The following is a 22,850-nucleotide window of genomic DNA, read 5'->3' as shown; positions in this document are numbered from 1 at the left end:
GCAGCCCGCCGGGCTCCACCGTCCCGTGGAGTCAGCGGCTGGTGAGGCGGCCGGCGGCGTGCAGGCGGACCAGGTGAGCGTGCTCGCGCTCGGCCCAGCGGCGCACCCGCTCGGGGTCCAGCCCGGTGCCGTGGCCCACGTGCAGGCTGGTGGGGCGCAGGGCCAGCATCCGGCGCAGGCTGGCGAGGTTCTGCCGGGGGTCGTCGTGGAACGGCGGGTTGGCGGGCCGGCCGGGGACGAGGCCCATGAACGAGCCCGCGATCAGGTCACCGGCGACCAGGTCGCCCTCCTCGGTGAGCACGGAGACCGAGCCGGCGGTGTGCCCGGGCGTGGGCATGATCCGGGCCGCCACGCCGTACTCCGCGAGGTCGGTCTCGCCCCGGACCAGCACGGTGGGTTCCACCGGTTCGGCCCGCACGTGCAGCTTCCGGTGGCGGGCCATCAGCCGCCCCATCGGGCCGGTGGGCAGGTACGGTTCGCGGACCCGGCCCGAACGGTACGGCCCGAGGTCGGCCACGTGGCCGGCCACGGGCGCGCCGGTGAGCCGGTGCAGTTCGGCGGCCGAGCCGAAGTGGTCGATGTGGCCGTGGGTGAGCACGATCAGCGCCAGGTCGGCCGGGTCGACCCCGTGGGCGGTCACCTGGTCGAGGATCCGCCGGCCGCTGCCGGGGATCCCGGCGTCCACCACCACCGGTCGGCGGCCGAGCAGCAGGTAGGCGTTGACGGTGTGCCGGCCGATGACCGGGATCGGGACGACCTTGGTACGGGACACGGGTTCTCCTCCGGAGGGGGCGAAAAGGGCAGGGCGGAGCCCGGCCGGCGCGCGGGGTGCGGCGGGGTGCGGCGGGCCGCCGGTGATCTGGTGCGCGGGGGAGCCGGGGGCTCAGAAGCGGCGGCGGTACTCGGCCGGAGTGGTGCCGAGGCGGCGGCGGAAGACGCGGTGCAGGGTCTCCACCGAGCCGAGGCCGCTCGCTGCGGCCACCTCCGGCAGGCTGCGGCCGGTGTCGGCCAGCAGGCGGCGGGCCGCCTCCAGCCGGGTGGCCTCCACGTAGGCGGCCGGGGTGGTGGCGGTGCGCTGGTGGAACAGCCGGGTGAGGTGACGGGTGCTCAGGTGGGTGCGCGCCGAGAGGGCCTCCAGGGACAGGTCCTCGGCGGGGTGTTCGGCGATCCAGCGGCGCAGCTCGTCGATCCGGTCGCCGTTGCGGCGCTCGCCCTCCTCCGCCGCGCTGCTCTGCACCGAGAGCGGCACGCTGAACTGGCTCTGGCCGCCGGATCGTTTGACGTACATCACCATCATCCGGGCCGTGCCCAGGGCGAGTTCCCGGCCGTGGTCCTCGGCGACCATGGCCAGCGCCATGTCCAGCCCCGAGGTGACCCCGGCGCAGGTCCAGACCCGTCCGTCTCGGATGAAGATCGGGTCGGCGTCCACCCGCACCGCCGGGTGCTCGGCGGCCAACCGGCCCGCGGTGAGCCAGTGCGTGGTGGCCGGGCGACCGTCCAACAGCCCTGCGGCGGCCAGCAGATGGGCTCCCGCGCAGATCGAACCGGTCCGGCCGGCCCGGGGCGCCGCCTGCCGCAGCCACTCGGTGACCGCCCGGTCGATCACCGGCTCCACCACGCCGTCGACCAGGTCGATCGCCCCCGACACCAGCAGCGTGTCGATCGGGCCGGCCACCTCCGCGAAGGACAGATCGGCCATCAGCCGCACCCCGGCGGAGGTGGCCACCGGTGCGCCGTCGGGCGTGGCGATCTGCACCTGGTAACCCGGCCGGCCGGGGCCGGCCACCCTGGTGGCGACCGAGAACACCTCGGCCGGCCCGGTGGCGTCCAGCAGTTCGATCCCGGGGAAGGCGACGATCACGACACGGTGCGGTGAGGGCATGCCTTGATCCTTCCGCCCGACCGGGCACGGCCGCAACGACCAGGATCTGTCACATCGGGCCACGCCTCGGGGCTCCCCCTCCCTTCCATCTTCACCGTGACGGCCGCCCAAGAACAAGACTGCAATTTTCGGCCCTGGACAGGGACCATTTCTCGCATGCCTCCCCTCTCACCAGCTCGCCCGTTCCTCACCCACGTCCGCTGGCTCCTCGGCGGCACCGGCGCCGGCAAGAGCACGCTGGCCCGACTCCTCGCCGACCGCCACGACCTCACGCTCTACGAGGGCGACCGCGCCGAACACGACTGGCTGACCCGGTGCACCCCGCAGGACCACCCGCACCTGTCGGCCCTGCGCGAGGCCCGCTCGGGCGGGATGTGGCAGGGCCGCACCGCCCGGCAGGTGTTCGAGGCGATGCCGAGCCTGCACGGCGAGACCACCGAATTCCTGGTGGCGGACCTACTGGCCCTGCCGAGCGACCGCCCCGTCCTGGTCGACTGGTTCGGCATCCTGCCCACCCACATGGGCCCCCTGCTGCACCACCCCGAGCAGGCCGTCTTCCTGCTGCCCACTCCGCAGTTCCGCCAGGCGGCCCTCACCACCCGCTACGCCGACCCGGCCCGGGCCCGGGCCACCTGGGGCAGCCACGCCCCCGAGTCCGTGCTCACCCGACGCCTGGAGCGCGATGCCCTCTGGGACGAGGAGATCCGCCGCCAGGCGGCCGACCAGGGCCTCGACACCCTCACCGTCGACGGCAGCACCCCCGCCGCCGCCCTGGCCGACCGACTGGCCACCCGCTTCGGGCTGGTCTAGGGCCTGGCCGCTAGCTCTGCTGGGCGGCCACCAGCTGCTTCAAGTAGCGCTCGGAGGAACGGAGTTTGCGGCCGTCGGGGCCCGGGAGGTGGGCCCGGAGTTCGATGATCTCCGGGGCGATCCGGATCGCCTCGGCGCGGTCCTCGACGGCCCGCCAGCAGGCCTCGGCATTGGTGGCGGCCTGCTGGGTCTCGGGGTGTTCGGGGCCGTGGGAGCGGAGCAGGGTCAGCGCGACCTCGCGGTAGAGCTCGGCCGCAGCCGCCGTCCGGCCAGCCAACCGTGCGACGTGGGCCCGCAGTTGGCGGGCCTGGAGCACGGGTGCGGCCACCGGGCCGTGTGCGGCCAGGGCCAACTCCTCCAGCTCGCGGGCCAGTTCGTCGGCCAGCTGGTGCTCACCGGCCTCGGCGCTGGCGACGATCCGGCCGGCCCGCTCCCGGTAGTCCGCCTCGGCCGCCCCGGTCGTCTCCGCTGCGGCGGAATCAGGCGTTCCCGGACCGGACTTCGACAGCGGCACCTTGGGTCGGGCCCCCGTCGCCCCACCGGCGACCGGCTCGGCCTCTGCGGCGGGCAGCGGGACGCCCAGGCCGGCCGAGGCCGCAACGAGGGCAGCCTCGGCGGCGTCCAGCGGATCCTCGGGCCGGGAGCCGGACTTGGCCAGGTCGACCAGCGAACCAGCTAGCTGCGCACCGGACTTGAGCAGCGAGACCGGGCGGGCCGGTCGGGGAGGGGTCGGCGGCACGCCCGCCTTGAGCAGGGTGACCGGCGGACGGGCGGCCGGAGCCGCGGTCGGTTCGGCGGCCTTGGCGAGCTGGACCTTCGGGGTGCCCGGGCGCGGGCGGACGGCCCGGGTCGGCGGCTTGGGCATGACGGCCGCCGGGCGCGGACCGGCCAGCGTCTCCGGGTCGATCACGCCCTCGCCGCGCCGGGCGGTGTTTCGGAACACCGGCCGGTCGGCGGGGTAGGAGGAGAGGATGATCGCGTCCGGGCGCAGCACCGAGTGCACCTGCCCGCGCAACTGCTCGGGCGCCAGCACCTCGCCCGCTCCGGCGGTGCCCCGGTGGAGGGATTCGATCAACGCGCGGGTGAAGGTGCCGATCTGCTCCGGGTCGGGGCTGACGGCGGCCCAGAGCGGCACCCCGTCCATCAGCGGCGAGATCGCGCTCTGCACCTGCGGCCAGGCCGACTGGTCGGCGCTCAGGTCGGCGATCACCAGGGTGTCCCACTCGGGTGAACGGTGGCGCAGCTCGTCCGCGATGGCCTGCCAGGGCAGCCCGTCCTGCCGGACGGTGCCGGGCTTGGAGTCGCGCAGCGTCAGGTAGAGGTGCTCGCCGCGCCGGTCGGCCACCAGGTGGCCACCGAGGTGCACCACCAGCGGGCCGACGTGCCGAGAGGCGGCCCGCAGGTGCGCCAGCACGCTCTGCGGGTCGGCCGCCCCGGGCAGGTGGACGGCGTCCACCGCCTCGGCGGCCAACAGGATCTGCGGCGAGACGGCGGCCAGCATGGCCGACAGCACGGGCGCCTGCCCGGCCCCGGCCCGCCCCCACGGCCGACGCCCGGCACTGCCGCCGTACCCGCCCTCGACCACCAGGATCCGGCCGCGCGCACCGCCACCGACCACGGCCGGCGGCGCCTGCCCACCCGGAGTGGCCTGGACGCCCGGCGGGTTCGCGAGCGGCGACCCGGCCGGCGGTGGCGCGCCGAGGGGTGGCGGGGACAGCGGTGACGGGGAGAGCGACTGAGGGGTCAACGGTTGCGGGGTCATCGGTTGTGAGGGCATCGGTTGCGGGGGCAGCGGTTGCGGGGCGGGCCACCCGCCGCCGGGCGGCGGCTGCCGGGGCGGAGCGGGCGGCTGGGCCGGTACGGCCGACGGGTGCGCCGGGCCCGCCACGCCGACGGCGGGGGGCATCGCGGGCGGGGGCGGCACGGCAAGCGGCTGCGCGGGCACGCCGAGTGGGGTGGTCGGCACCCCGAGCGGGGTGGCCGACTGCGCGGTGAGCGGGCCGGCCGGTACGCCCAGGATGTCGACCGGTGCGCCCACGGGCTGCGGCGGCGGGGTGGCGGTGCGGACGGTGACGGCGAACGGGTCCGCCGGCACCGGCGGTTCGACGCGCTCCCGGAGGCCCAGGGCCGACTCGCCGAACGGGTCGAGGTTACGCACCGTCATCGCGAACGGGTCCGCCCCGGGGGCCGTCGGACCGTCGGTTATCGGGGGCAGCACCGCCGTGCGCTCCAGCGCCGACTCGTCGAACGGCGGCAGCACAGTGGTCTCCTCCAGCGGCGAGAGCCAGCCGGCGCCCCCGGAGGAAGAAGTCGTGTCAGCCACCGCCGGTCACCGCCCCGCCCCGCCGCCCCGCGACGTCCGTCCGCCCCTGTGTGGTGCCAGTCCGTCACCACGACCCGTGACTGTCACCTTACGGCCTCCGAGCGGGCCCGATCCACGCCGGGCCGGATCTCGCCCCAGGGCCCGTCTTCAGGCCCCCGCCGTCCGCCCGCGCCCCGCAGACGAGGGCTCGAGAACGGGCCCCACCGGCTCTCCGCCGATTCGCGGCCGACTCGGGCCCGGTGCGGCCGGCCCCGGGCCCGGTTCAGTACCGGACGGTGATCCGCCGTGCCGGACCGTCCACCCGAACCAGCCCGCCGTACGGGATGACCAGCTGCGGGTCGGTGTGGCCGAGGTCCACGTCGAAGACGGCCATCGTGTCGGGGGCGTACTCCGCGAGGGCACGCAGCACGGCCGCCCGCTGGTCGGCGCGGAAGGCGGCGCGGCCGGCCTCGTCCAGCGGCTGCTCGAAGGACCACGCGCGGGCCCGGCCCATCACCAGCGCGGGGAAGCGGCGGAGCAGCCCGCGCTCGCCCATCGCGCGCAACGAGCGGTAGACGCGCCGGGCGGAGGGCATCTCCTCGGAGGTCTCCAGGAAGAGCACCCCGCCCTCGAACTCCTCCACCGGGCGCACGGCCCGGCCGGCGATCAGCAGGTCGGTGACGATCTCCAGGCAGCCGCCCCAGGCGGCGCCCTCCACCACCCGGTCCGGCCGGTGCCAGTGCCAGCCCTGGCCGGCCTCCATCTCCGGCTCGGAGTCGAAGGTGGCCGGGTCGGCCCAGTCGCGCTCCACGTCGTGGAACTCGGCGGCGGGCGTCAGCTCGTACTCGCCGGTGGTGAACAGCGCGGCCCGGAAGGACTCCTCGGTGAGCGGGTGGACCGCCCCCGGGCGGCCCAACTCGACCATCACACAGGCACCGTGGTAGCCGACAATGCCGAGCTCGGCGAGGTACATCAGCAGGTTGGTGTTGTCGCTGTAGCCGAAGAAGGGCTTCGGGTTCGCCCGGATCAGCTCCGCGTCCAGGTACGGCAGCACGGTGATCTGGTCGTCGCCGCCGATGCTGGCGATGATCGCCTTGATCTCCGGGTCGGCGAAGGCCGCGTGCAGGTCGGCCGCGCGCTCCTGCGGGGTGGCGCCCATTGTCCGGGTGGTCGGGTACTCGACCGGCTTGAGGCCGAAGTCCTCGATCAGGCGGCGCACCCCCTCCTCGAAGGGGCGGGGGTACACCGCGGGCAGCCCGGCGGCGGGCGAGAGCAACGCCACCCGGTCACCGGGTACGGGCTTGGGCGGTACGGTGCGTGATCGTTCGGTCATGGACGGATCGTAGTGGGACGAGCCGCCGGCCAGCCGGGAATATCCGCCCCGACGGGCCCCGCCCGAGTCGCTCGGGCGGGCCCGACCGGGTCTCAGGCGGTGCGGCGGTGGCGCACCGAGAGCATGCCCACCAGCACCACGATCACCACCGCGAGCACCAGGCTGACCGGGCCGGTGCCCCAGCCCAGGCCGCTGCGCTTGGTCGGCACCCCGGCCCAGTCGGCGAAGGAGGCGCCGAGCGGCCGGGTCAGCACGTAGGCGGCCCAGAAGGCGAAGATCGCGTTCAGCCGCAGCTTCCAGTGGCCGAGCGCGGGCAGCAGGATCAGGCCACCGAAGAGCAGGCCGGAGGAGAAGTAGCCCAGGCTCAGCGTCCCGGCGGTCAGGTCCCCGGCCGCCGTACCGAGCGCGAAGGTGCCCATCACGGTGGCCCAGTAGAAGAGTTCGCGCCGCCGGGTGTGCACGCTGTCGATCGCCAGCGTCCGCTCGGTCGCGTACCAGAGGCCGAACACCGCCGCCAGCGCGACCGCGAAGCCCGCGGTCGACACCGGGTACGGCACCCCGAGGCCGACGTGCAGCACGTCGGCCGCCATGGTGCCGAAGACGCTGACCATCACCACGGCCGTCCAGTAGATCCACGGCACGTACCGGCGGACGCCCAGCTGCAGCGCCAGCACGGCGACCAGGACCAGACCGGCCAGGCCCACCGCCACCGGCGGGGTGAGGAGCTGGTTGGCGAGGTAGTCCGAGGTGGTCTCGCCCATGCCGGTGGTCAGCACCTTGACGAGCCAGAACAGGGCCGTCACCTCGGGGACCTTGCTCACCGCCGCCCGGGCGGCGGCCTGGCCTGCGGCGGCCGGCCCTGCAGGAGCCGACCCTGCGGCGGCCGGGTGGACGGGGTGCGGGGCGTCGGGCGCGGGCGCGCCGGCGGGGCCCGTGGCGGCTGCCGGGCCGGTGGTGCCTGTCGTCATGGCGGACAGGATGGCACAGCTCCTCCCCCACTCCGAGCCACCGCCCGGGGCCGGATTTTGCCTCCGCTTGACGGGCGGCGGACGGGCCGTGCGGGCGGGCCCGCGCCCCTCCTCAGCGGGCCCAAGGCGGCCGCAAGGACCCCGGCGCAAGCTCGCAGCGATATGACACATCATCAGCGGATCGCAGCAGCAACGGAATTGTCCATCCGCTCGAAGACCATCATGTCTGCAAGCACCTCGGAAGTGTCGCCGAACAGCAGGGAGGCCACCATGTCGGAGAACACCAACGGTGCTGAGTTCGAGCTCGAGGAGCTCGATCTGAGCGACATCAGCGTCAGCTCGATGCGCGACTCCTCGGCCCTGCCCGAGGGCGGCGCGTCCTGGGGCTCCTGCTCCTGCCAGGGCTCCTCCTCCTGCCAGCCGGTGCAGCAACCCCCCACTCTGCCCGTCTGACCCCCGCCACTCCCCCCAACCACCCAGGGAGACCGACATGATCGAGCCTGCCCCCGCCTTCGAGCTCGAGGACCTCGACCTCGGCGACCTCACCGTCACCTCCATGCGCGACACCATCGCCCTCCCCGAGGGCGGCGCCTCCAACGGTGGCAGCTCCACCTCCTGCGGCTCGTCCTCCTGCGCCGTCCCGCAGCTGCCCATCCACCAGTACTGACCCCCGCCGGCGCCGGCCCGCCACACACCGGCGCCGACCCGCTCGCCCCCGAGCGTTCACCCCATCCCCACAGCCTCACCCCCCACCCCCCACAGGCCGGGGCCGTCTCCCCCACGACGGCCCCGGCCACCCACCTCGCCCGCCTGGCCCGCTTCCGGAGGGAGCCCCCGCCGTGTCGCACCCCGCCCGACCAGGCACCGCCGACCGGCCCCGCCTCATCTCCCCCCTGCCGAGCTCCGGCCCACCTGACTCCGGCCCGCTCGACTCCGGCTCGCTCGACTCCGGCTCGCTCGACTCCGGCGACTACCGGATCGTCACCGCCCCGTACGCCCTGGTCCGGGCCACCGTGCTGCGCCACCCCGCGCAGTCGCCGCCCGCCGCCGCCTTCCGGGCCCGAGTGGCCCGCCTCACCGGCGTGACCGTCGCCGCCACGGCCCTGCTGCCCGCGCTCGGCGACGCACTCCACGACAGCCGCCCCGGCCACTCCCCGGTCTTCCACCGCGAGGTGGTGCTGCCGCTGCGCCGCGCCCTCCACAACGGCCGCGAGGTGCGCCCGGCCCTGCTCGCCCGGCTCGGCGACCTCCCCGAACGGGTGCCACTGCTCGCCGCCTGGCTCGACCTCCACCGTGAACGGGCCCTGCTGCTCGATGAGTTGACCTCACCCGAGCAGCCGCTGACCCCCGCCGCCCTGGCCGCCGAACGCGCGGCCCTCGCCTCGCTCTGCCGTCACCCCGCCCTCGGCCGCGCCGTCTCCCTCACCAGCGCCGAGCTGCTCCGCGCGATCCAGCGCACCGCGACCGGCGCCACGGACCGCCGGGCCCGCAAGGACGAAGCCGGGGTGCTCCGGTACGCGCTGCGCGCCGCCACCAAGACCAGCCCGCTCTCCTGGTTCACGGCCGTCGGCTGGGGCCTCCTGACCGGGCCGGCCGGCCGACCGGCCCACGTCGAACAGGACTTCTTCGACGGCCCGCTGACCTCGGTGGTCCGGGCCAACCGCACCCTGGTCACCGCGCTGGTGAACGCGCTGACCGAGCACCCCGGCCGGCGGGCCCACCTGCCGCACCGGATCACCAGCACCGCCCGCCGCACTGACGGCCGGGCCGCCTACGTCCGCGACGGCGCGGTCTTCGCCGGCGGCCGCTACCTGGTGCCCACCGACGAGGAGATCGAGGTCGCCGACACCGAGGCGCTCCGGCTGGTCGGCGAGCTGGCCGCCTGGGGCACCGGCCTCGGGGAGCTCGCCGACCATCTCGGCGGCGCACGGGCCCTCCGCTACCTCGACCAGCTCACCACCGCCGGGCTGCTGTTGCCCGTCCCGCCGGTCACCCCGCAGGAGACCGACCCGCTCCCCCGGCTGGCCGACTGGCTCCGCAGCCGGCCCGAGGACACCGAGCCCGCCGAGAACGCCGAGTTGGCCGACCGGATCGACCAACTCGACCACGACACGACCAAGTTCGCCGACACCCCGGCCGCCGCCCGCCCGGCGGCCCTGGCCGACCTGGCCGAGCAGTGGCGCACCACCCTCACCCTGGCCGGCCACCCCGACCCGACCACTCCCGTGCCGTTCAACGTGCTCTCCGAGGACGTGGTCAGCCCCGGCCCGCTCCCGCTGGCCGGCCTGCTCGACACCACCGACCACCGGGTGCTCGCCGAAACCACCGCGCTGGCCGAGCTGTTCGACCTCGGCCACCTGGTGCGTCGCGCCGCCCTCGCCCGCTTCCTCGCCCGCTACGGCCCGGGCGGCGTCTGCCGACACCCGTGGGAGTTCGGCACCGAGATCACCGCCGCCTGGGAGCAGGCCGGTCAGCTGACCGTCGCCACCCCGGGGGACGGACTACCACCCGGCCTGGCCGAGTTCATCGCTCTGCGCGAGCAGGTGCGGGCCGCCCTGCCGGCCGCCACCCGGGCCGCCGAGGTCGTACTGCCCGCCGATCTCGTCCAGGGGCTCGGCGCCCGGCTGCCCGCCTGGGTGCGGGAACGGCCGCTCGGCTACGCGTACTTCCTCCAGCGTGACGCAGCCGGGCTGCTCTGCCTCAACCACCTGTACGGCGGCTGGGGCCGGTTCACCAGCCGATTCCTCGACACCCTCCCACCGGAGGCCGGGCCGGCGATCCGCGCCGAGCTGGACAGGCACCTCCCGGGCGCGGTCCAGCTGCGGCCGGTCGGCGGCTTCAACGCCAACCTCCACCCCCGGCTGACGACCGAGGAGTTGGGCACCCACCCCGGCCAGGTGACCCTCGGCGAACACGAACTGGAGCTGGTCCACGACCTGCCGACCGACCAGCTGCGGCTGCGCCGCACCGCCACCGGCGAGCTGCTCGACCTGCTCTACAGCGGCTTCCTCGCCCCGATCATGCTGCCCTGCCGGATCGCCGCCCACCTCAGCGACCACCCCGAGGGCGTGGTCGACTTCCGCCCGCTCCTCCCGCACCACCCGATCGAGGCCCCCGGCGGCCGGGCCTTCCACACCCCGCGACTGCGCCACCGCCACCTCGTGCTGCTCCGCCGCCGCTGGCACCTGCCGCCCGGCGTGACCGAGGCCCTGCGGGCCGAACTGGCCGCCGACCACCAGGTGCCCGCCGCCACCGCCGCCCGTTGGCGCGCCCTGCTCGACCTGCCCGAGCAGCTCTTCCTGCACCCCGCGACGGCCGCGCCGGTCGGCCGCCCCGCCGAGGACTTCCTGATCCAACTCGGCCGCCCCAAGCCACAATTCCTCGACCTGGGCAACGCCCTCCACCTCCGCTGCCTGGCCCGCTGGCTGGCCCGCCACCCCGAGGGCGTCATCCTCGAGGAGGCCCTCCCGGCCCCCGCCGCCCAGCACCGCCCCACCCAGGCGGTCGAGTTCGTCATCGAAACCCACCGCCCCGGACGGCAGCCATGACCGAGCCCGCCCCCACCCCACCAGACCCCGCCGTCGCTCACCCCGACGCCGACGCACTCGACGTGGTCGTCTCCTACCACCAGCCGGTCAAGGCCGCGCTGCTCCGCGGCATCCTCCTCCCGCTCGCCGAACGCTGCGCCGAGGCCGGCCTCACCGCCCACCTCGAACGCCACTGGCTGCACGGCCCGCACCTGCGCCTGCGCCTGCGCGGCCCCGCCGACCGGCTCGGCCCGACCGCCGAGCACGCAGCGGCCGAGCTCCGCGACTGGCTCGCCGCCCACCCCTCGGTCAGCGACCGCACCGAGGCCGAACTCCTCGTCGAGGCCGCCCGCGCGGGCCGCGCCGAGCTGATCGCCCCGCCATACGGGCCGATCCACCCCGACAACACCGTCCGGATCGAACCCGTCGACCTGACCGCCCTGCGCGGCCTGCTCGGCCCGGACGGGGTGGCCCTGCGCGACGACCTGCTCCGCGCCGGCCTGCCCGCGCTCCGCTCGGCCGCCGCCTTCCTCGGCGAGCACGGCGACAGCGCGGCCGCCCGGGTCCAACTCGCCGTCGCCGCCCTGACCGCCCACGCCTGTGCCCACCCCGACGGGCTGGCCGGCGGCCACTGGTCGTACGTCTCGCACCTGGAGGACTTCCTGGTCTACGAGGACCAGGACGGCTCCCTCCGCCTGGCCTTCGACCGCCGCTGGCAGAGCTCCCGCGAGACCGTCACCGCCCTGGTCGGCCGGGTCTCCGGCGGCCGGCTCACCAGCTGGGAGCGGCGCTGGGCCGACTGGTCCACGGCGGCCTGGGAGCTGACGGAGGAGCGGCACAACGCCGGGGCCGACCTGCACGGCCTGCCCCTGGAGTACCGCGAACGCGCCGCCGCCACCGGCGACCCGGGCGCGGTCGAACGGTGGAACCAGGACATCCGCACCACCTACAGCGAATTCCACCGACTGCTCCGCCGCTCCGACCCGACCGGCGCGATGTGGAGCCGCCCGGACTACCTGATCTACCGGGCCTGCACCAACGCCCTCTACCGCCTCTTCACCCTCTGCGACATCCGGCCCCTGGAACGGTACTTGGCCGCCCACCTGGTCGTCCGCGCCGTCCCGGCACTCACCGGCCAGGACTGGCGCAGCCAGGTCCAGGCCGTGATCGACGCCGTGGAGCGGCCCTCGTGAAGCGGCTCACCGACCCTACCGCCCTCACCAACCCCACCGCCCTCGCCGCCCTCGCCGAACGGGACGCCCCCGTCGAACCGGCAACCCCGGCCGAACCGGCAACCCTGACCGCACCGGAAACCCCGACCGCCCCCGACGCCGTCGACACCCTGGCCGACTGGCGGCTGCGCCCGGGCGTCGCCTTCACCCCGCTCCGCAACGGGCTGCACCTGCGCGGCCGCCGCGCCACCGTCACGCTGGAGGGCAGCGCCGCCCTCCCCGGCCTCTGGCGGCTGCTCGAACAGCCCCTCCGCACCGGCGACACCAGCCCCCTCACCAGCCAGGCCCCACCCGGCTCGCCGCTGCGCCGCGCCCTCACCCAGCTGATCACCCACCTCCACACCCACGACCTGCTCGTGCCCAGCACCACCGCCCCGCCCTGGCTCCGCGCCCTCGCCGACGCTCCGGACGCCGCCGCCACCGCTCTCGCCCACGCCACCCCCACCGTCCTCGCCGCCGACCCCGCCCACCCCCTCGCCCGGGCCGCCGCCCAGGCCCTCACCCGGAGTGGCACCACCCCCGCCCCGAGCGGCCCGGCCCCCCAACTCGCGCCGGGCCGGGTCCTCTTGCTCGCCGACTCCGCCCACCCCGTCGCCGTCGCCCTCGCCACCACCCCCACCGGCGGCTACGTCACCCACCCGGGCAGCCCCGCCCAAGCCCTCGCCGACGCCGCCGCCCTCCATCCCGACCAGCCCGACCACACCGCTTCCCCCCTCCTCGCCGACCTCCTCGCGGGCGCCGCCGCCCACCGGCTGCTCTGCGCCCTCGCCGGCCTGCCGGATCCGGCCGCCGAAGGCGAGGACGCCCGGCTGCTCCCCGGCCTGCCCGCCGTCCTGATCGCCGAGCTCGAACCCCCGCAGGCGATGTACCACCCCTGGCTCGGGCCCGACCGGCTCGATCCGGACCGGCGGACCGAGCTCGCGCCTCCGCCCGATCTGGCCACCGCCCTGCACCGCGCCTCGGCCCTGACCGACCCCCGCACCGGCCTCCTCGCCGCACCCCGGCCCGGCCGGCTGCCCCAACTCCCGCTGGCCCAGGTGGAGACGACCGCCGCCGGCCGGCTCCTCCGCCTCGGCGGCCTCCGCCTCGACCTCGCCCGTCTCGACGCCACCTGCCACGCCGCCGAACTTGAACTCTCCTCCCCCGAGGCCCGGTTCACCGTCGGCGCGGACCCCACCCACGCCCGGGGGCTCGCCCTGCGCCGCGCCACCCTCGGCCTCCCCCGCCACGGCCTGCCCACCACCGCCTGGGGCGAGGACCCGCAGGCCTGCCACTGGTGGCGCACGGCCGTCACCCAGCTCGGCCCCTCCACCCGTCTGCGGGTCGAGCGGCTGGCCGACGGAGTCCACCGCGCCACCGTCCTGGACGGCCGCACCCCGATCGGCCGCGCCGTCGAGGCCACCCCGGCCGACGCGGTCACCTTCGCGACCCTCAACGCCCTCTCCCCCGTGCCCGCCCCACTGATCCCCTCCGGCGCCACCGCCCCACTCGTCACCGCCGGTCAGCAGCCGGCCGATTGGGAGGACACCGGCTGGACCACCGGCTGGCTCGCCCAGGTCGCCGCCCGCGAACGGGCCCTCCAGGCGGCCCTCCACGCCCTCACCGACCCGATACCGGGGCCCGTCCCACCGGGCCCCCTCACCACCGCCCTCACCACCGCCCTCCGCACCGTCGGCTACACCGTGCTGCCCACCCCGGGAGGCCACCCGTGACGGCCCCCCGGTCGACCCCCGTCGCCACGACCGGCCTGCCCCTCCTTGACGCCCAGGAGGCCCTCGCCGCCACCGCCGGCCCGGCCCTCGTGCTGCTGGAGAGCTGGAGCCTCGGCCTGGCCGAGGAGTTGAGCCGACACGCGCTGACCCATCCCGTCCGCCAGGTGGTGATCCGCTGCGACGGCGCCCTCGCCGTGATCGGGCCCGTCCTGCACCCGGGCGCCGGAGCCTGCCTCTCCTGCGTGGAGTACCAGCGCCTCGCCACCCTCGGCGGCCGAGTGCCCTGGCAGAGCAGGTCGTTGGAGTTCTCCGGCCTGCTCACCCCCGCCCTGACCGCGGCCGCCGAGGCCCTCGCCACCGACCTCCTCCGCACCACCGAGACCGCCGACGGCCACCCGGCCGGCCCCACCGTCCACCTGCTCCACCAGAGCCGGGCCACCTGGTCCACCCACCGGGTCCGGCCCTTCGGCGGCTGCGCCGTCTGCTCGCCGCTGCCGCCGGACTCCGCCGAGGCCGCCCGGCTCCCGTACACACCGCGCCCGCTGCCCGACCCGAGGGTGCTCCGCGGCCCCAACCCGGCCACCACCCGGGAGAATCTGCGCCGCGAGCTGTACGACCACCGCTTCGGGCCGGTCCGCCGGCTGCTCCGCGCGGAGGACTCGGTGCACTGCCTCAGCACGGCCCACGTCACGGACGGGCGGCTGCTGGACGACGGCGGGTACGGGCGCGCGGCGGACTTCGACAGCGGTGAACGGATCGCCCTGTTCGAGGGGGTGGAGCGGCTGACCGGGATGCGGCCGACCGGCCGCCGGACCTCGCTGCGGGCCTCCTTCGCCGAGCTCGGGCCGGCGCGGGCCGTGGACCCCGAGCGGCTCGGTCTGCCCGACCCGCGCTGGCACGGCCACCCGGACTCCTTCACCGTGCCCTACCACCCGCAGCTCGAACTCGACTGGGTGCACGGCTGGTCGCTCACCCGCCAACGGCCGCTCGCCGTACCGGAACACGTCGCCTACTGGGAGGGCACCCCGGCCCACCGACCCCGGGTGGTCTACGAGTCCTCCAACGGCTGCGGGCTCGGCAACAGCCCCCAGGAGGCCGCGCTCTACGGGCTGTTCGAGGTCGCCGAGCGGGACGCCTTCCTGATGGCCTGGTACGCGGCGGCGCCGCTGCGCCGGATCGCGCTGCCGGCCGACCCGGAGCTGGCCGCGCTCGACGCCCGGACCGAGCTGGCCGGCTACCGCCTCACCCTGCTGGACGCCACCAACGACCTCGGCATCCCGGCCGTGCTCGCCGTCTACCGCTACCGGGGCGGCCACCCGGAGGCGCCCAGGGTCTTCCTCGCCGCCGGCGCGCACCACGACCCGCTCACCGCGATCCGCTCCGCGATGGCGGAGGTGGTCACCAATGTGCACGCCGCCCCGCACCGGGCCCGCTCGGCCGACCGGCCCTGGGACCGGGCCCGGCTGCTGCCGATGCTCGACCGGCCGGAGCTGGTCCGCACCCTGGACGACCACGTCGGCCTGAGCACCCTCCCGGAGGCCGCCCCGCGCCTGGACTTCCTCTTCGCCGAGACCTCCGCCCCCGTGGACCACCGCGAACTCGGCACCGCTGCACCGGTGTCGGACCTGACCGAGCTGCTCGCCGGCACCGTCGACCGGCTGGCCGGCCTGGGCCTGGAGGTGCTCGCCGTCCGCCAGGAGGAGGCGGGTGTCCGCGAGCGGCTCGGACTGCACACCGTGAAGGTGATAGTGCCCGGCACCCTGCCGATGACCTTCGGCCACGTCCACCACCGCACCCTGGGCCTGCCCCGCCTGCTGGAGGTGCCCCACCGCCTCGGCCGCACCGCCCGCCCGCTCCGCTACGAGGACCTGGCCCTCCACCCGCACCCCTTCCCCTGACCGTTCCCGCCCCCCGGAGGGACCACCGTGGCCGACTGGCACAGCCTGCACCTCTCCCTGGACGCCGGCACGGCGGGGACGGACGCCTTCGTCACCGGGCAACTCGCCCCGCTCCTCGAAGAGTTCATCAGCGCCGGCACGGCCGAGGAGTGGTTCTTCATCCGCTACGGCGAGGGCGGCCCGCACCTGCGGATCCGGGTCCGCGGCCTCCGCTCCCCCGCACTTCCCGGCCGGCTGGCCGACCGGCTGGCCGAGCTCGCCGCCAAGTGCCCAGCCGAGAGCGGCCCCTGGCCCACCCCGCACGGCCAGGTCAGCGCCGTGCCGTACCTTCCGGAGACCGACCGCTACGGCGGCCCGGCCGCGCTCCCGATCGCCGAGCGGCTCTTCACCGTCTCCACCCGCACCGCCGTAGCGGCGCTGCACCAGCTGGCCGCCGGTACCACCCGCCTGGTCCTCGCCGCCGACCTCGCCCACGCCACCGCCCACGCACTCGGTCTGGACCGCCTGGCCGCCGCCCGCTGGCTGCGCGGCCAGGCGGCGGGCTGGCGCTGGGTCACCGAGGTGCCGCTGCTGGCCGCCGCAGCCGTCCACTCCCGGGTCAACTCCGTCTACGCGCAGCAGCGTTCCTCCCTGCTGGGCCGCGCCGACGCGCTCCACGGGCAGCTCGCCGAGGGCAGCGCGGCCCCCTGGCTGGCCGACTGGGTCGCCGAGGTCCGCGCAGCGGACCAGGAGCTCCGCGCCCTGCCCGACCCAGACAGCAGTCGGCTCGGCTGGGCCTGGGGCTCCCAACTCCACATGCTCTTCAACCGGTTGGGCGTCAGCCCGGACGAGGAGCGGGCGGTCTGCCGACTGGCCGCCCGCACCCTGCTCGACTCCGGCGAGCCGCCCTCCTTCTTCCCCGAGGGCCACCGGGCGCCGGACCGGCAGTACTTGGAGCGGAGCAAGTTCCAGATCGGCCGCAACGAGGACACCGCCCTGCGTCCGCTCGCCGGCACCCCGCCCGAGCCCTCACCCACCGAACTCCCGCTGGCCGCCCGACCCTTGCCGGAGACCACGCTCCGCACCGCATTGGCCACCCGCCGCTCGGCCCGCGGCCCGCTGACCGGGCCGCTGGACGCCGCCACCCTCGGTGGGCTGCTCTGGGAGACGCTCGCCGAGAGCCACCGCACCGACCAGCCGCTGGCCGCCGGCGGCCTGCGCCGACTCGCCCACCGGCCCTACCCGAGCGCGGGCGCGCTCTACACCGCCCGGCTGCGGCTGGTCGCCCGCTCGGTGGACGGGCTGGCCCCCGGTACCTACGAGGTCTACCCGGAGCGCCGCACCCTCCGCCCGATCGGTCCGGCCCCCACGCTGGACGAACTCGAGGCGCTCTCCACCTACTTCTCCCGCCCCGCCACCGATCCCGACCGGATCGGCCTGGAGGAGGCCCCCGCCCTGCTCGGCCTCTACCTCGACTACGGCCTGCTGCGCGAGCGGTACGGCCTCCGGGCGCTCCGGCTGGGCCTGCTGGAGGCCGGCCACCTGGCCCAGAACCTGCTGCTCGGCCTCGCCGCCCTGGGCCTGGCCACCACCCCGCTCGGCGGCTTCCACGACGATCTGGCCCACGAGCTGCTCGGCCTGAGCGACCTCGACCAGCCCCTCCAGTACCTGCTCCCCCTCGGCCGCACCGCACCGGCCGGCCCTTGATCCATCGCCGTCGAACGGTCATGATCATCGGGTGGCGCCGAGCGGGCGCCGCCTGATTCACGGGGAGAGAACAACCAGATGTCACCGACGTTCGTGCTGGTGCACGGAGCCTTCGCGAATTCCTTCTCCTTCGCGCCCCTGCAGGCCGAGCTCGGCCTGCTCGGCCACCGGTCGGTCGCCGTCGACCTGCCCGGCCACGGCTTCGCCGCCACCTTCACCCACGCCTACCAGGCCCCGCAGGACGCCGCCGGCCTGGCCAGCGCCCCCGGCGCGATCAAGGGCGTCACGCTCGCCGACAACGTCGCGCACCTGATCGGCGTCCTCGAGCGGGCCAAGCAGCACGGGCCGGTGATCCTGGTCTCGCACAGCCGCGGCGGACTCACGGCCACCGCCGCCGCCAACGCCCGCCCGGACCTGATCGACCGGATCGTCTACGTCTCCTCCTGGGCCCCGGTCGACCTCGAGGTCGGCGCCTACTACGCCGAGCCCGAGATGGCCACCGTCGACCCCGCCTCGCTCGCCCTGGCCCTGGCCGGCAACCCGGCCGAACTCGGCCTGCTCCGGGTCAACTTCCGCACCGCCGACCCGGCCGCCCTGGCCGCCTTCAAGGCAGCCTTCCTCGCCGACGGCACGGACGAGGAGTTCCTGACCTTCCTCAACACCTTCCAGCCCGACGAGAACCTGGACACCGGCACCGCCGACGACCGCGCCCAGGCCGACACCTGGGGCCGGATCCCCAAGGCCTACGTCCGCCTCACCGAGGACGCCAGCCTCCCCCTCGCCCTCCAGGACCGCCTGATCCGCGAGGGCGACGCCCTCACCCCCGACAACCCCTACCAGGTCCGCACCCTCCCGGGCAGCCACCTCAAGTGGCTCACCGCCCCGGCCGAGGCCGCCCGCGTGCTCGCCGAGCTCGCCGGCTGAGACCCGACCCGCGCGAAGGGCCCCGGACGGCGGTCCGGGGCCCTTCGCGTGCCGGGTGTGCTCAGTGGCCCGTCAGCAGGTCGCGGAGCAGGGCCACCGTGTCGGGGTCCAGGTCGCGGCCGGTGCGGCGGCTGAGGGCGTCCAGGCGGTTGACGGCGCGGACGAGTTGGTCGCGGGCGCCGGCCGAGGCGTAGGCGTAGAACAGGTCGCGGTGGAGCAGTTCCACGTCCGGGGCGACGGCCAGGCCGCGGAAGATGGCGGCCTCGGCGCTGCGGTGGTCGCCGTACTGGAGGCGGCGGGCGGCCAGCTCGTGGGCGGTGTCCACCACGGCGGCGAGCATGTCCTGCCGCTCGGCCTCCGCCCAGGTGTACGCCCCGCCCGGGGCCTCCGCGAACGGCGCCCCCCGCACCAGCGCGAGCGCGTGCGCCAGCGCGGCGTCGGCCGTGCTGCTGGTGCTGCGCATCCCGCGCCGGTACAGACTGCGGAACTCGTCCCAGTCGCAGCTCACCGCCGGTGCGAAGGAGTACCCCTCGGCCGAACCCTCCGGCAGGTACGGCCGCCCGTCGGGCAGCACGCCCAGCCAGGCCGCCAGCTCCGTCACCCGACCGGGCAGCGGCGACTCCGAACCGTCCACCAGGTGCGCCCCCGCCGGGTGCAGCGCCCGGTCGAGCGCGGCCCGTTCGACTCCGGGCCGCAGCGCCAAGTACGCGGCCAGCTCGGTGAGCTGGGCCAGCTTCGCCGGGTCGGCCGGCCCGGTCGCCCCGAGCACGTCCACCGGCCCGAGCAGCCGCACCCGGGGCGCCGTCCGCGTGCTGTGTGCCTCCGGCGACCGCAGGATGGCCAGCAGTTCGTCGCTGTCCGTCCGGGGAGCCGCCGGCGGCGCCGCGTACTCCATCGGCTCGGGCCGCGACTCACTCGGCCGGGCATCGGGAGCGGGGGCCGCATCGTGCACCGGAGCCGGCTCCACCGGCACCTCCACCGGCACCTCGACCAGCACTTCGACCGGCTCTTGGAGCGGCGGAGCGGTGAACACCTCGTCGACCGGCGGGAATCCGGACGGCGCCTCAGCCGACGGAAGGCCGGCCTCGTGCGAGGGTGCCACCGGCTCGGGCACCACCGGCGGAGCCGTCGGCATCGGCGGCACCTCGACCACGGGCGCCACCTCCGGCTCGGGCTCGACCAGCTCCGCGACCGGCAGGGGCAGTTCGGCGGTCTGCTCGGCCGGCGACTCGATGGCGGCCACGGGCTCACTGCCCTCCGGCATCAGCCCGAAGGCCGGCCCCAGCCCCTTCGCGCCGGAACCGTTGCCGCTGGGCAGCGACTTGGCCGCGCTGAGGCCCAGGCCCAGGCCGTTCGCACTGTGCCGGCCGTTCCGCTGGCCGGGGTTGGCCACCGGGCTGATGCCCGCGAACGGGCTGGTGCCGGAGGCGATCACCCGGCTGACCGTCTGCGGCGGGTGGCCGTTGACGGCAGCGGTGGCGGCGGTGTCGGCCTGCGGGCCGGCTCCGACCAGGGCCGGGACCGGCAGCGGGAGGTCGTCCTCCTCAGGGCCGTCCAGGGTCCAGTCCGGGGCCGGGTGCTGGGTCAGGTCCTCGGCGCTGCTGAGCAGTTCGCCCCACTGCTCGTACTGCTGCGGGGTGAGCCGCTGGAGCTCCACGCCCAGGTGCAGGCCGGGGATGGTGGCCAGACCGGTGCTCGGGAGGGTCCAGCGGGCGACCGGGCCGCTGCCGCGCTCGGGGGCGCGGGCGACCACGGCGAGGCAGGTGCGCGGGGTGCCGTCGAGCAGACGGCCCAGCTCGGCGGGCAGGGTGCCGCTCGGCGGCTGGACGGAGAGCACGATCTCCGGCACCCAGGACTCGTCGGCGTGGCCCCGGCTGCGGGCGTCCCGCGGGCTGCTCGCCTCGGCGGCCACCAGGGTGGCGCGAGCACGGGCGGTGCGCGGGCCGAGGGCGGTGAGGGCCTGCTGGAGGGTGTCGTAGCGGTGCACCCGCTCGGCGGCCGGGCCGCTGATCGCGGGGTCGTCGGGGATGCCGACCAGGTGCAGGTGGAGCCGGTCGGCCAGCGGGCTGTGGGCGAGCTCGATGGCCAGGGTGCGCAGCACGTCCCGTGCGTCGTCCGGGTGCCCGGACAGGTGCATCAGGCGCACCGTCTCCAGGTCGGCGAGCACCACCGAGCCGTCCGGTGCACTGCCCAGGGTGACCAGGGCGGGGTAGGGCGCGTTGGCCTTGGCGGCCTGGCCGGCGGAGAGCAGCTCGGAGGAGTCCTCCGGGCACCACCAGACGTTGGGCGCGTGCGCCGCGCGGAACGGGGCGATCGGCGCGGCGGGCGCGGCCAGGTGCAGCTCGACCGTGCGGCCGGGGGTGACCCGGACGGCGACCAGGGCGGGCAGCCGCTTGCCGGTGCGGACGGTGTTGCGGGCCATCGTGCGCAGCGCCCGGTCCAGCAGGTCGATCCCGGCCGCGTTCTGCCGCACCTTCAGCTCGGCCTCGAAGGCGGCGATCGGCGCCGGCGGCAGGGTGATCCGGTGCCGGGGGCGGCGGGCCCGCTGCTGGTCGCCCCGGCGGCGCTGCACGGTGCCGATCATCACGGCGGCAAGCAGCACGCCGACGGCGGAGGCCGTGAGCGCGCCGGTGTAGTCGTTGCTCGGGGTGACCTTGGCGGTGGCGTGCGCCGGGGCCGGCGAGGCGTGGCTCGGGGTCTGGCTCGGCAGGTGCGTGGCGCCCTGGCTCGGCGGCGCGGACTGCGGAGCGTGACTGGGCGAGGCCGAGGACGGGGCCGGTGCCGGAGCCGTGGGCACCACCGGGCCCTGGGTGGGCGCCCCGGGGGTGGCGGGTGTGCTCGCGGGCGGCGTGGCGGTGTCGCCACCGGTGGCCGCCGGCGGGGTGACCGGGGTCGGCGCCGGGGCGGGAGCGGGGGCCGGAGCAGGCGCGGCGGAGGTGCCCGGGATGGTGAGCACCATGCCGGGGATCACCACGTCCGGATCGGTCAGCTTCTCGCCGTCGGGGGCGCCGATCCCCTTGTTGGCCTCGAACAGCTGGGGCCAGTCCTCCGCACTGCCCAACTCCCGCTGGGCGATGGCCGAGAGGCTGTCGCCGTCCTTGACCGTCACCTGGTGCGCAGCTGCGCCGCCCGACTGCTGCCCGGTGGCGGGCGCGGGGGCGGGGGTGGCGGGCCGGCCGGCCTGGTCGGGCTTGGCGTCGGCGGGCATCAGCAGCTGCCAACCGGGCTGGATCGGGCGGTCGGCGTCGAAGCGGATGCCGGAATCGTCCATCACCCGGCCGTTGTTGAGCTTCGCGATCTCCACCCAGCGCTCGCCGGAGCCCAGTTGGCGTTCGGCGATCGACCAGAGGCTGTCGGCCGGACGGGAGTCCCGGACGGTGTAGCCGGGGAGCTGGTCGGCGGCCGGGGCCAGCGCGGGGGCGGCTGCGGCGGCGGGCAGCGCCGCGTACCGGGGGGCCGCGGTCAGGCCGGCAGGGGCGGAGACGGCGGGGGCCCGCTCGGGGGTGGCGGCGAAGGAGGCCCCGGCCACCGGGAGCAGCGCGAGCACCGAGCCGACCAGGCCGGCGGCCAGTCGCTGGCTCCAGCCGAAGGCGGGGAGCCGGCGGGCGATCCGCCCGCGCAGCTGGGCCGGGATCTCCAGCAGCACGGAGAGGGCGAAACAGGCCCAGGCCACCCAGCCGACGGCGACCAGGGCCCAGAGGAAGAGCCGCCCGTCGTCGGGGCTGGTCAGCAGGTCGCCGAGGCCGGCGCTGCTCGGGCCGCCCATCGCGGCCACCGCGCCGGTGCCGTAGAGCAGCACGGCGGGCAGACCGATCAGCAGCCCGATCAGCGCCACCAGCGCGGCCAGGGCGGTGAACACCGAGCCGGCCGTGCGGCGCCGCCGCAGGCGCACCGGCGCGGCCCGGCGCCCGGCCGGGACGAGAGCGCCCGCAGCCCCGGACCGGGTACCGGCGGCACCGGTACGGCCACCGGCGCTCGCGCTGCGGCCGCCGGCTTCGGCACCGCGGCCACCGGCGTTCTCGGTCTGGGCACCGGCTGTCCCGGTGCGCTTCTGGTCCTTGGCTCGTGGCGCGGCCATCAGCCGTTCTCCGGTTCCGTGACTCCGTGCACCAGTGTGGCGAACCCGATCCCGGGGACGACGGTGTCCCCGCCGAACAGGAGCGGACGGTAGTGCTTCTCGATCTTGACCCGGACCGTCCCGGCCGGGATCGTGCGGTCGTCGCTGTTGAACTCGGTGTCGCCGGTGGCGCCGTGCGCGTAGGCGTCCAGGTAGTCCTGCGCCGCCCGCCGGGCGGCGGTCTGGTCGACCTGGTACCGGCCGTCCCGCAGGGCGGCCTGGTCGAGCTGCTGACCGGCGGCCCGGGCGGCCTCCTGCGCGACCGAGTCGGCGCCCACCCGCATCCGGATCTTCTCGGTGGCGTCGAGCACCATGGCCGCCACCAGCACCAACGCGGCGACACTGATCGCCACGAAGACGGAGGCCGCCCCCCGGTCGGCCCCCCAGCCGACCGGCATCCGCCGCCCTGTCCTCAATTCCCCACCTCCGTACGACTCCTGCTCACTCTGTGGTACCAGA

Annotated in this window: 16 protein-coding genes; 9 read left to right on the top strand and 7 right to left on the bottom strand. The window is 76.0% G+C overall.

Features of this window, described 5'->3' with window-relative positions; all coding sequences use genetic code 11:
• Positions 1–31: 31 nt before the first annotated feature.
• Positions 32–772 (bottom strand): MBL fold metallo-hydrolase, encoded by a 741-nt coding sequence (locus tag CFP65_RS32430; protein ID WP_104819520.1) that lies wholly within the window; start codon positions 770–772, stop codon positions 32–34.
• Positions 773–883: 111 nt separating this feature from the next.
• A complete protein-coding gene (locus tag CFP65_RS32425; RefSeq protein WP_104819519.1) occupies positions 884–1,882 on the bottom strand; it encodes a GlxA family transcriptional regulator in 999 nt (332 codons plus the stop codon).
• A 156-nt stretch (positions 1,883–2,038) separates the two neighbouring features.
• Between CFP65_RS32425 and CFP65_RS32420 the strand changes: the two genes are divergently transcribed.
• Positions 2,039–2,692 (top strand): hypothetical protein, encoded by a 654-nt coding sequence (locus tag CFP65_RS32420; protein WP_104819518.1) that lies wholly within the window; start codon positions 2,039–2,041, stop codon positions 2,690–2,692.
• A gap of 10 nt (positions 2,693–2,702) precedes the next feature.
• Here CFP65_RS32420 and CFP65_RS32415 read toward each other — a convergent pair whose 3' ends face one another.
• From CFP65_RS32415 to CFP65_RS32405, 3 genes are all read right to left on the bottom strand, one after another.
• Entirely contained in the window at positions 2,703–5,015 is a 2,313-nt protein-coding gene (locus tag CFP65_RS32415) for a tetratricopeptide repeat protein (RefSeq protein WP_158702468.1), read from the bottom strand.
• A gap of 262 nt (positions 5,016–5,277) precedes the next feature.
• Positions 5,278–6,327 (bottom strand): S66 peptidase family protein, encoded by a 1,050-nt coding sequence (locus CFP65_RS32410; protein WP_104819516.1) that lies wholly within the window; start codon positions 6,325–6,327, stop codon positions 5,278–5,280.
• Positions 6,328–6,419: 92 nt separating this feature from the next.
• On the bottom strand, positions 6,420–7,295 hold the full coding sequence (locus tag CFP65_RS32405; protein ID WP_104819515.1) for a hypothetical protein: 876 nt from the start codon (positions 7,293–7,295) through the stop codon (positions 6,420–6,422).
• A 270-nt stretch (positions 7,296–7,565) separates the two neighbouring features.
• On the opposite strand from CFP65_RS32405, the gene CFP65_RS32400 reads away from it, so the two are divergent.
• The 8 genes from CFP65_RS32400 (at position 7,566) to CFP65_RS32365 (ending at position 18,274) form a co-directional block, all read left to right on the top strand.
• On the top strand, positions 7,566–7,748 hold the full coding sequence (locus CFP65_RS32400; protein ID WP_104819514.1) for a thiazolylpeptide-type bacteriocin: 183 nt from the start codon (positions 7,566–7,568) through the stop codon (positions 7,746–7,748).
• A gap of 37 nt (positions 7,749–7,785) precedes the next feature.
• Positions 7,786–7,962: a thiazolylpeptide-type bacteriocin gene (locus CFP65_RS32395; RefSeq protein ID WP_104819513.1), complete on the top strand. Its 177-nt coding sequence runs from the start codon at positions 7,786–7,788 to the stop codon at positions 7,960–7,962.
• A gap of 172 nt (positions 7,963–8,134) precedes the next feature.
• The gene (locus tag CFP65_RS41910) at positions 8,135–10,843 is read left to right on the top strand and encodes a lantibiotic dehydratase (RefSeq protein WP_104819512.1); all 2,709 of its coding nucleotides are present in this window, start codon (positions 8,135–8,137) and stop codon (positions 10,841–10,843) included.
• On the top strand, positions 10,840–12,015 hold the full coding sequence (locus tag CFP65_RS32385) for a lantibiotic dehydratase C-terminal domain-containing protein (RefSeq protein WP_104819511.1): 1,176 nt from the start codon (positions 10,840–10,842) through the stop codon (positions 12,013–12,015). The genes CFP65_RS41910 and CFP65_RS32385 overlap by 4 nt, the downstream gene beginning before the upstream one ends.
• Positions 12,012–13,766 carry a hypothetical protein gene (locus tag CFP65_RS32380; RefSeq protein ID WP_104819510.1) on the top strand — a complete coding sequence of 585 codons (1,755 nt, stop codon included), beginning with the start codon at positions 12,012–12,014 and terminating at the stop codon, positions 13,764–13,766. Before CFP65_RS32385 ends, CFP65_RS32380 begins: the two co-directional genes overlap by 4 nt.
• Positions 13,763–15,664, top strand: coding sequence for a TOMM precursor leader peptide-binding protein (locus tag CFP65_RS32375; RefSeq protein ID WP_104819509.1), 1,902 nt, complete (start codon positions 13,763–13,765; stop codon positions 15,662–15,664). Before CFP65_RS32380 ends, CFP65_RS32375 begins: the two co-directional genes overlap by 4 nt.
• 27 nt (positions 15,665–15,691) lie before the next feature.
• Entirely contained in the window at positions 15,692–17,350 is a 1,659-nt protein-coding gene (locus tag CFP65_RS32370; protein ID WP_104819508.1) for a thiopeptide-type bacteriocin biosynthesis protein, read from the top strand.
• Positions 17,351–17,428: 78 nt separating this feature from the next.
• Complete coding sequence (locus tag CFP65_RS32365; RefSeq protein ID WP_104819507.1) at positions 17,429–18,274, top strand: alpha/beta fold hydrolase; 846 nt, start codon at positions 17,429–17,431, stop codon at positions 18,272–18,274.
• Between the two features lie 61 nt (positions 18,275–18,335).
• Here the strand turns inward: CFP65_RS32365 and CFP65_RS32360 are convergent, their stop codons facing one another.
• Together CFP65_RS32360 and CFP65_RS32355 are read right to left on the bottom strand one after the other, a co-directional pair.
• Positions 18,336–22,352 carry a LysM peptidoglycan-binding domain-containing protein gene (locus CFP65_RS32360; protein ID WP_104819506.1) on the bottom strand — a complete coding sequence of 1,339 codons (4,017 nt, stop codon included), beginning with the start codon at positions 22,350–22,352 and terminating at the stop codon, positions 18,336–18,338.
• Positions 22,352–22,789: a hypothetical protein gene (locus CFP65_RS32355; protein ID WP_104819505.1), complete on the bottom strand. Its 438-nt coding sequence runs from the start codon at positions 22,787–22,789 to the stop codon at positions 22,352–22,354. The genes CFP65_RS32360 and CFP65_RS32355 overlap by 1 nt, the downstream gene beginning before the upstream one ends.
• Positions 22,790–22,850 lie beyond the last annotated feature (61 nt).

The organism is Kitasatospora sp. MMS16-BH015 (assembly GCF_002943525.1).
GTDB lineage: Bacteria > Actinomycetota > Actinomycetes > Streptomycetales > Streptomycetaceae > Kitasatospora.
Note: the sequence above shows the minus strand (reverse complement) of the source record. Positions and strands in the feature narration are given on the sequence as shown.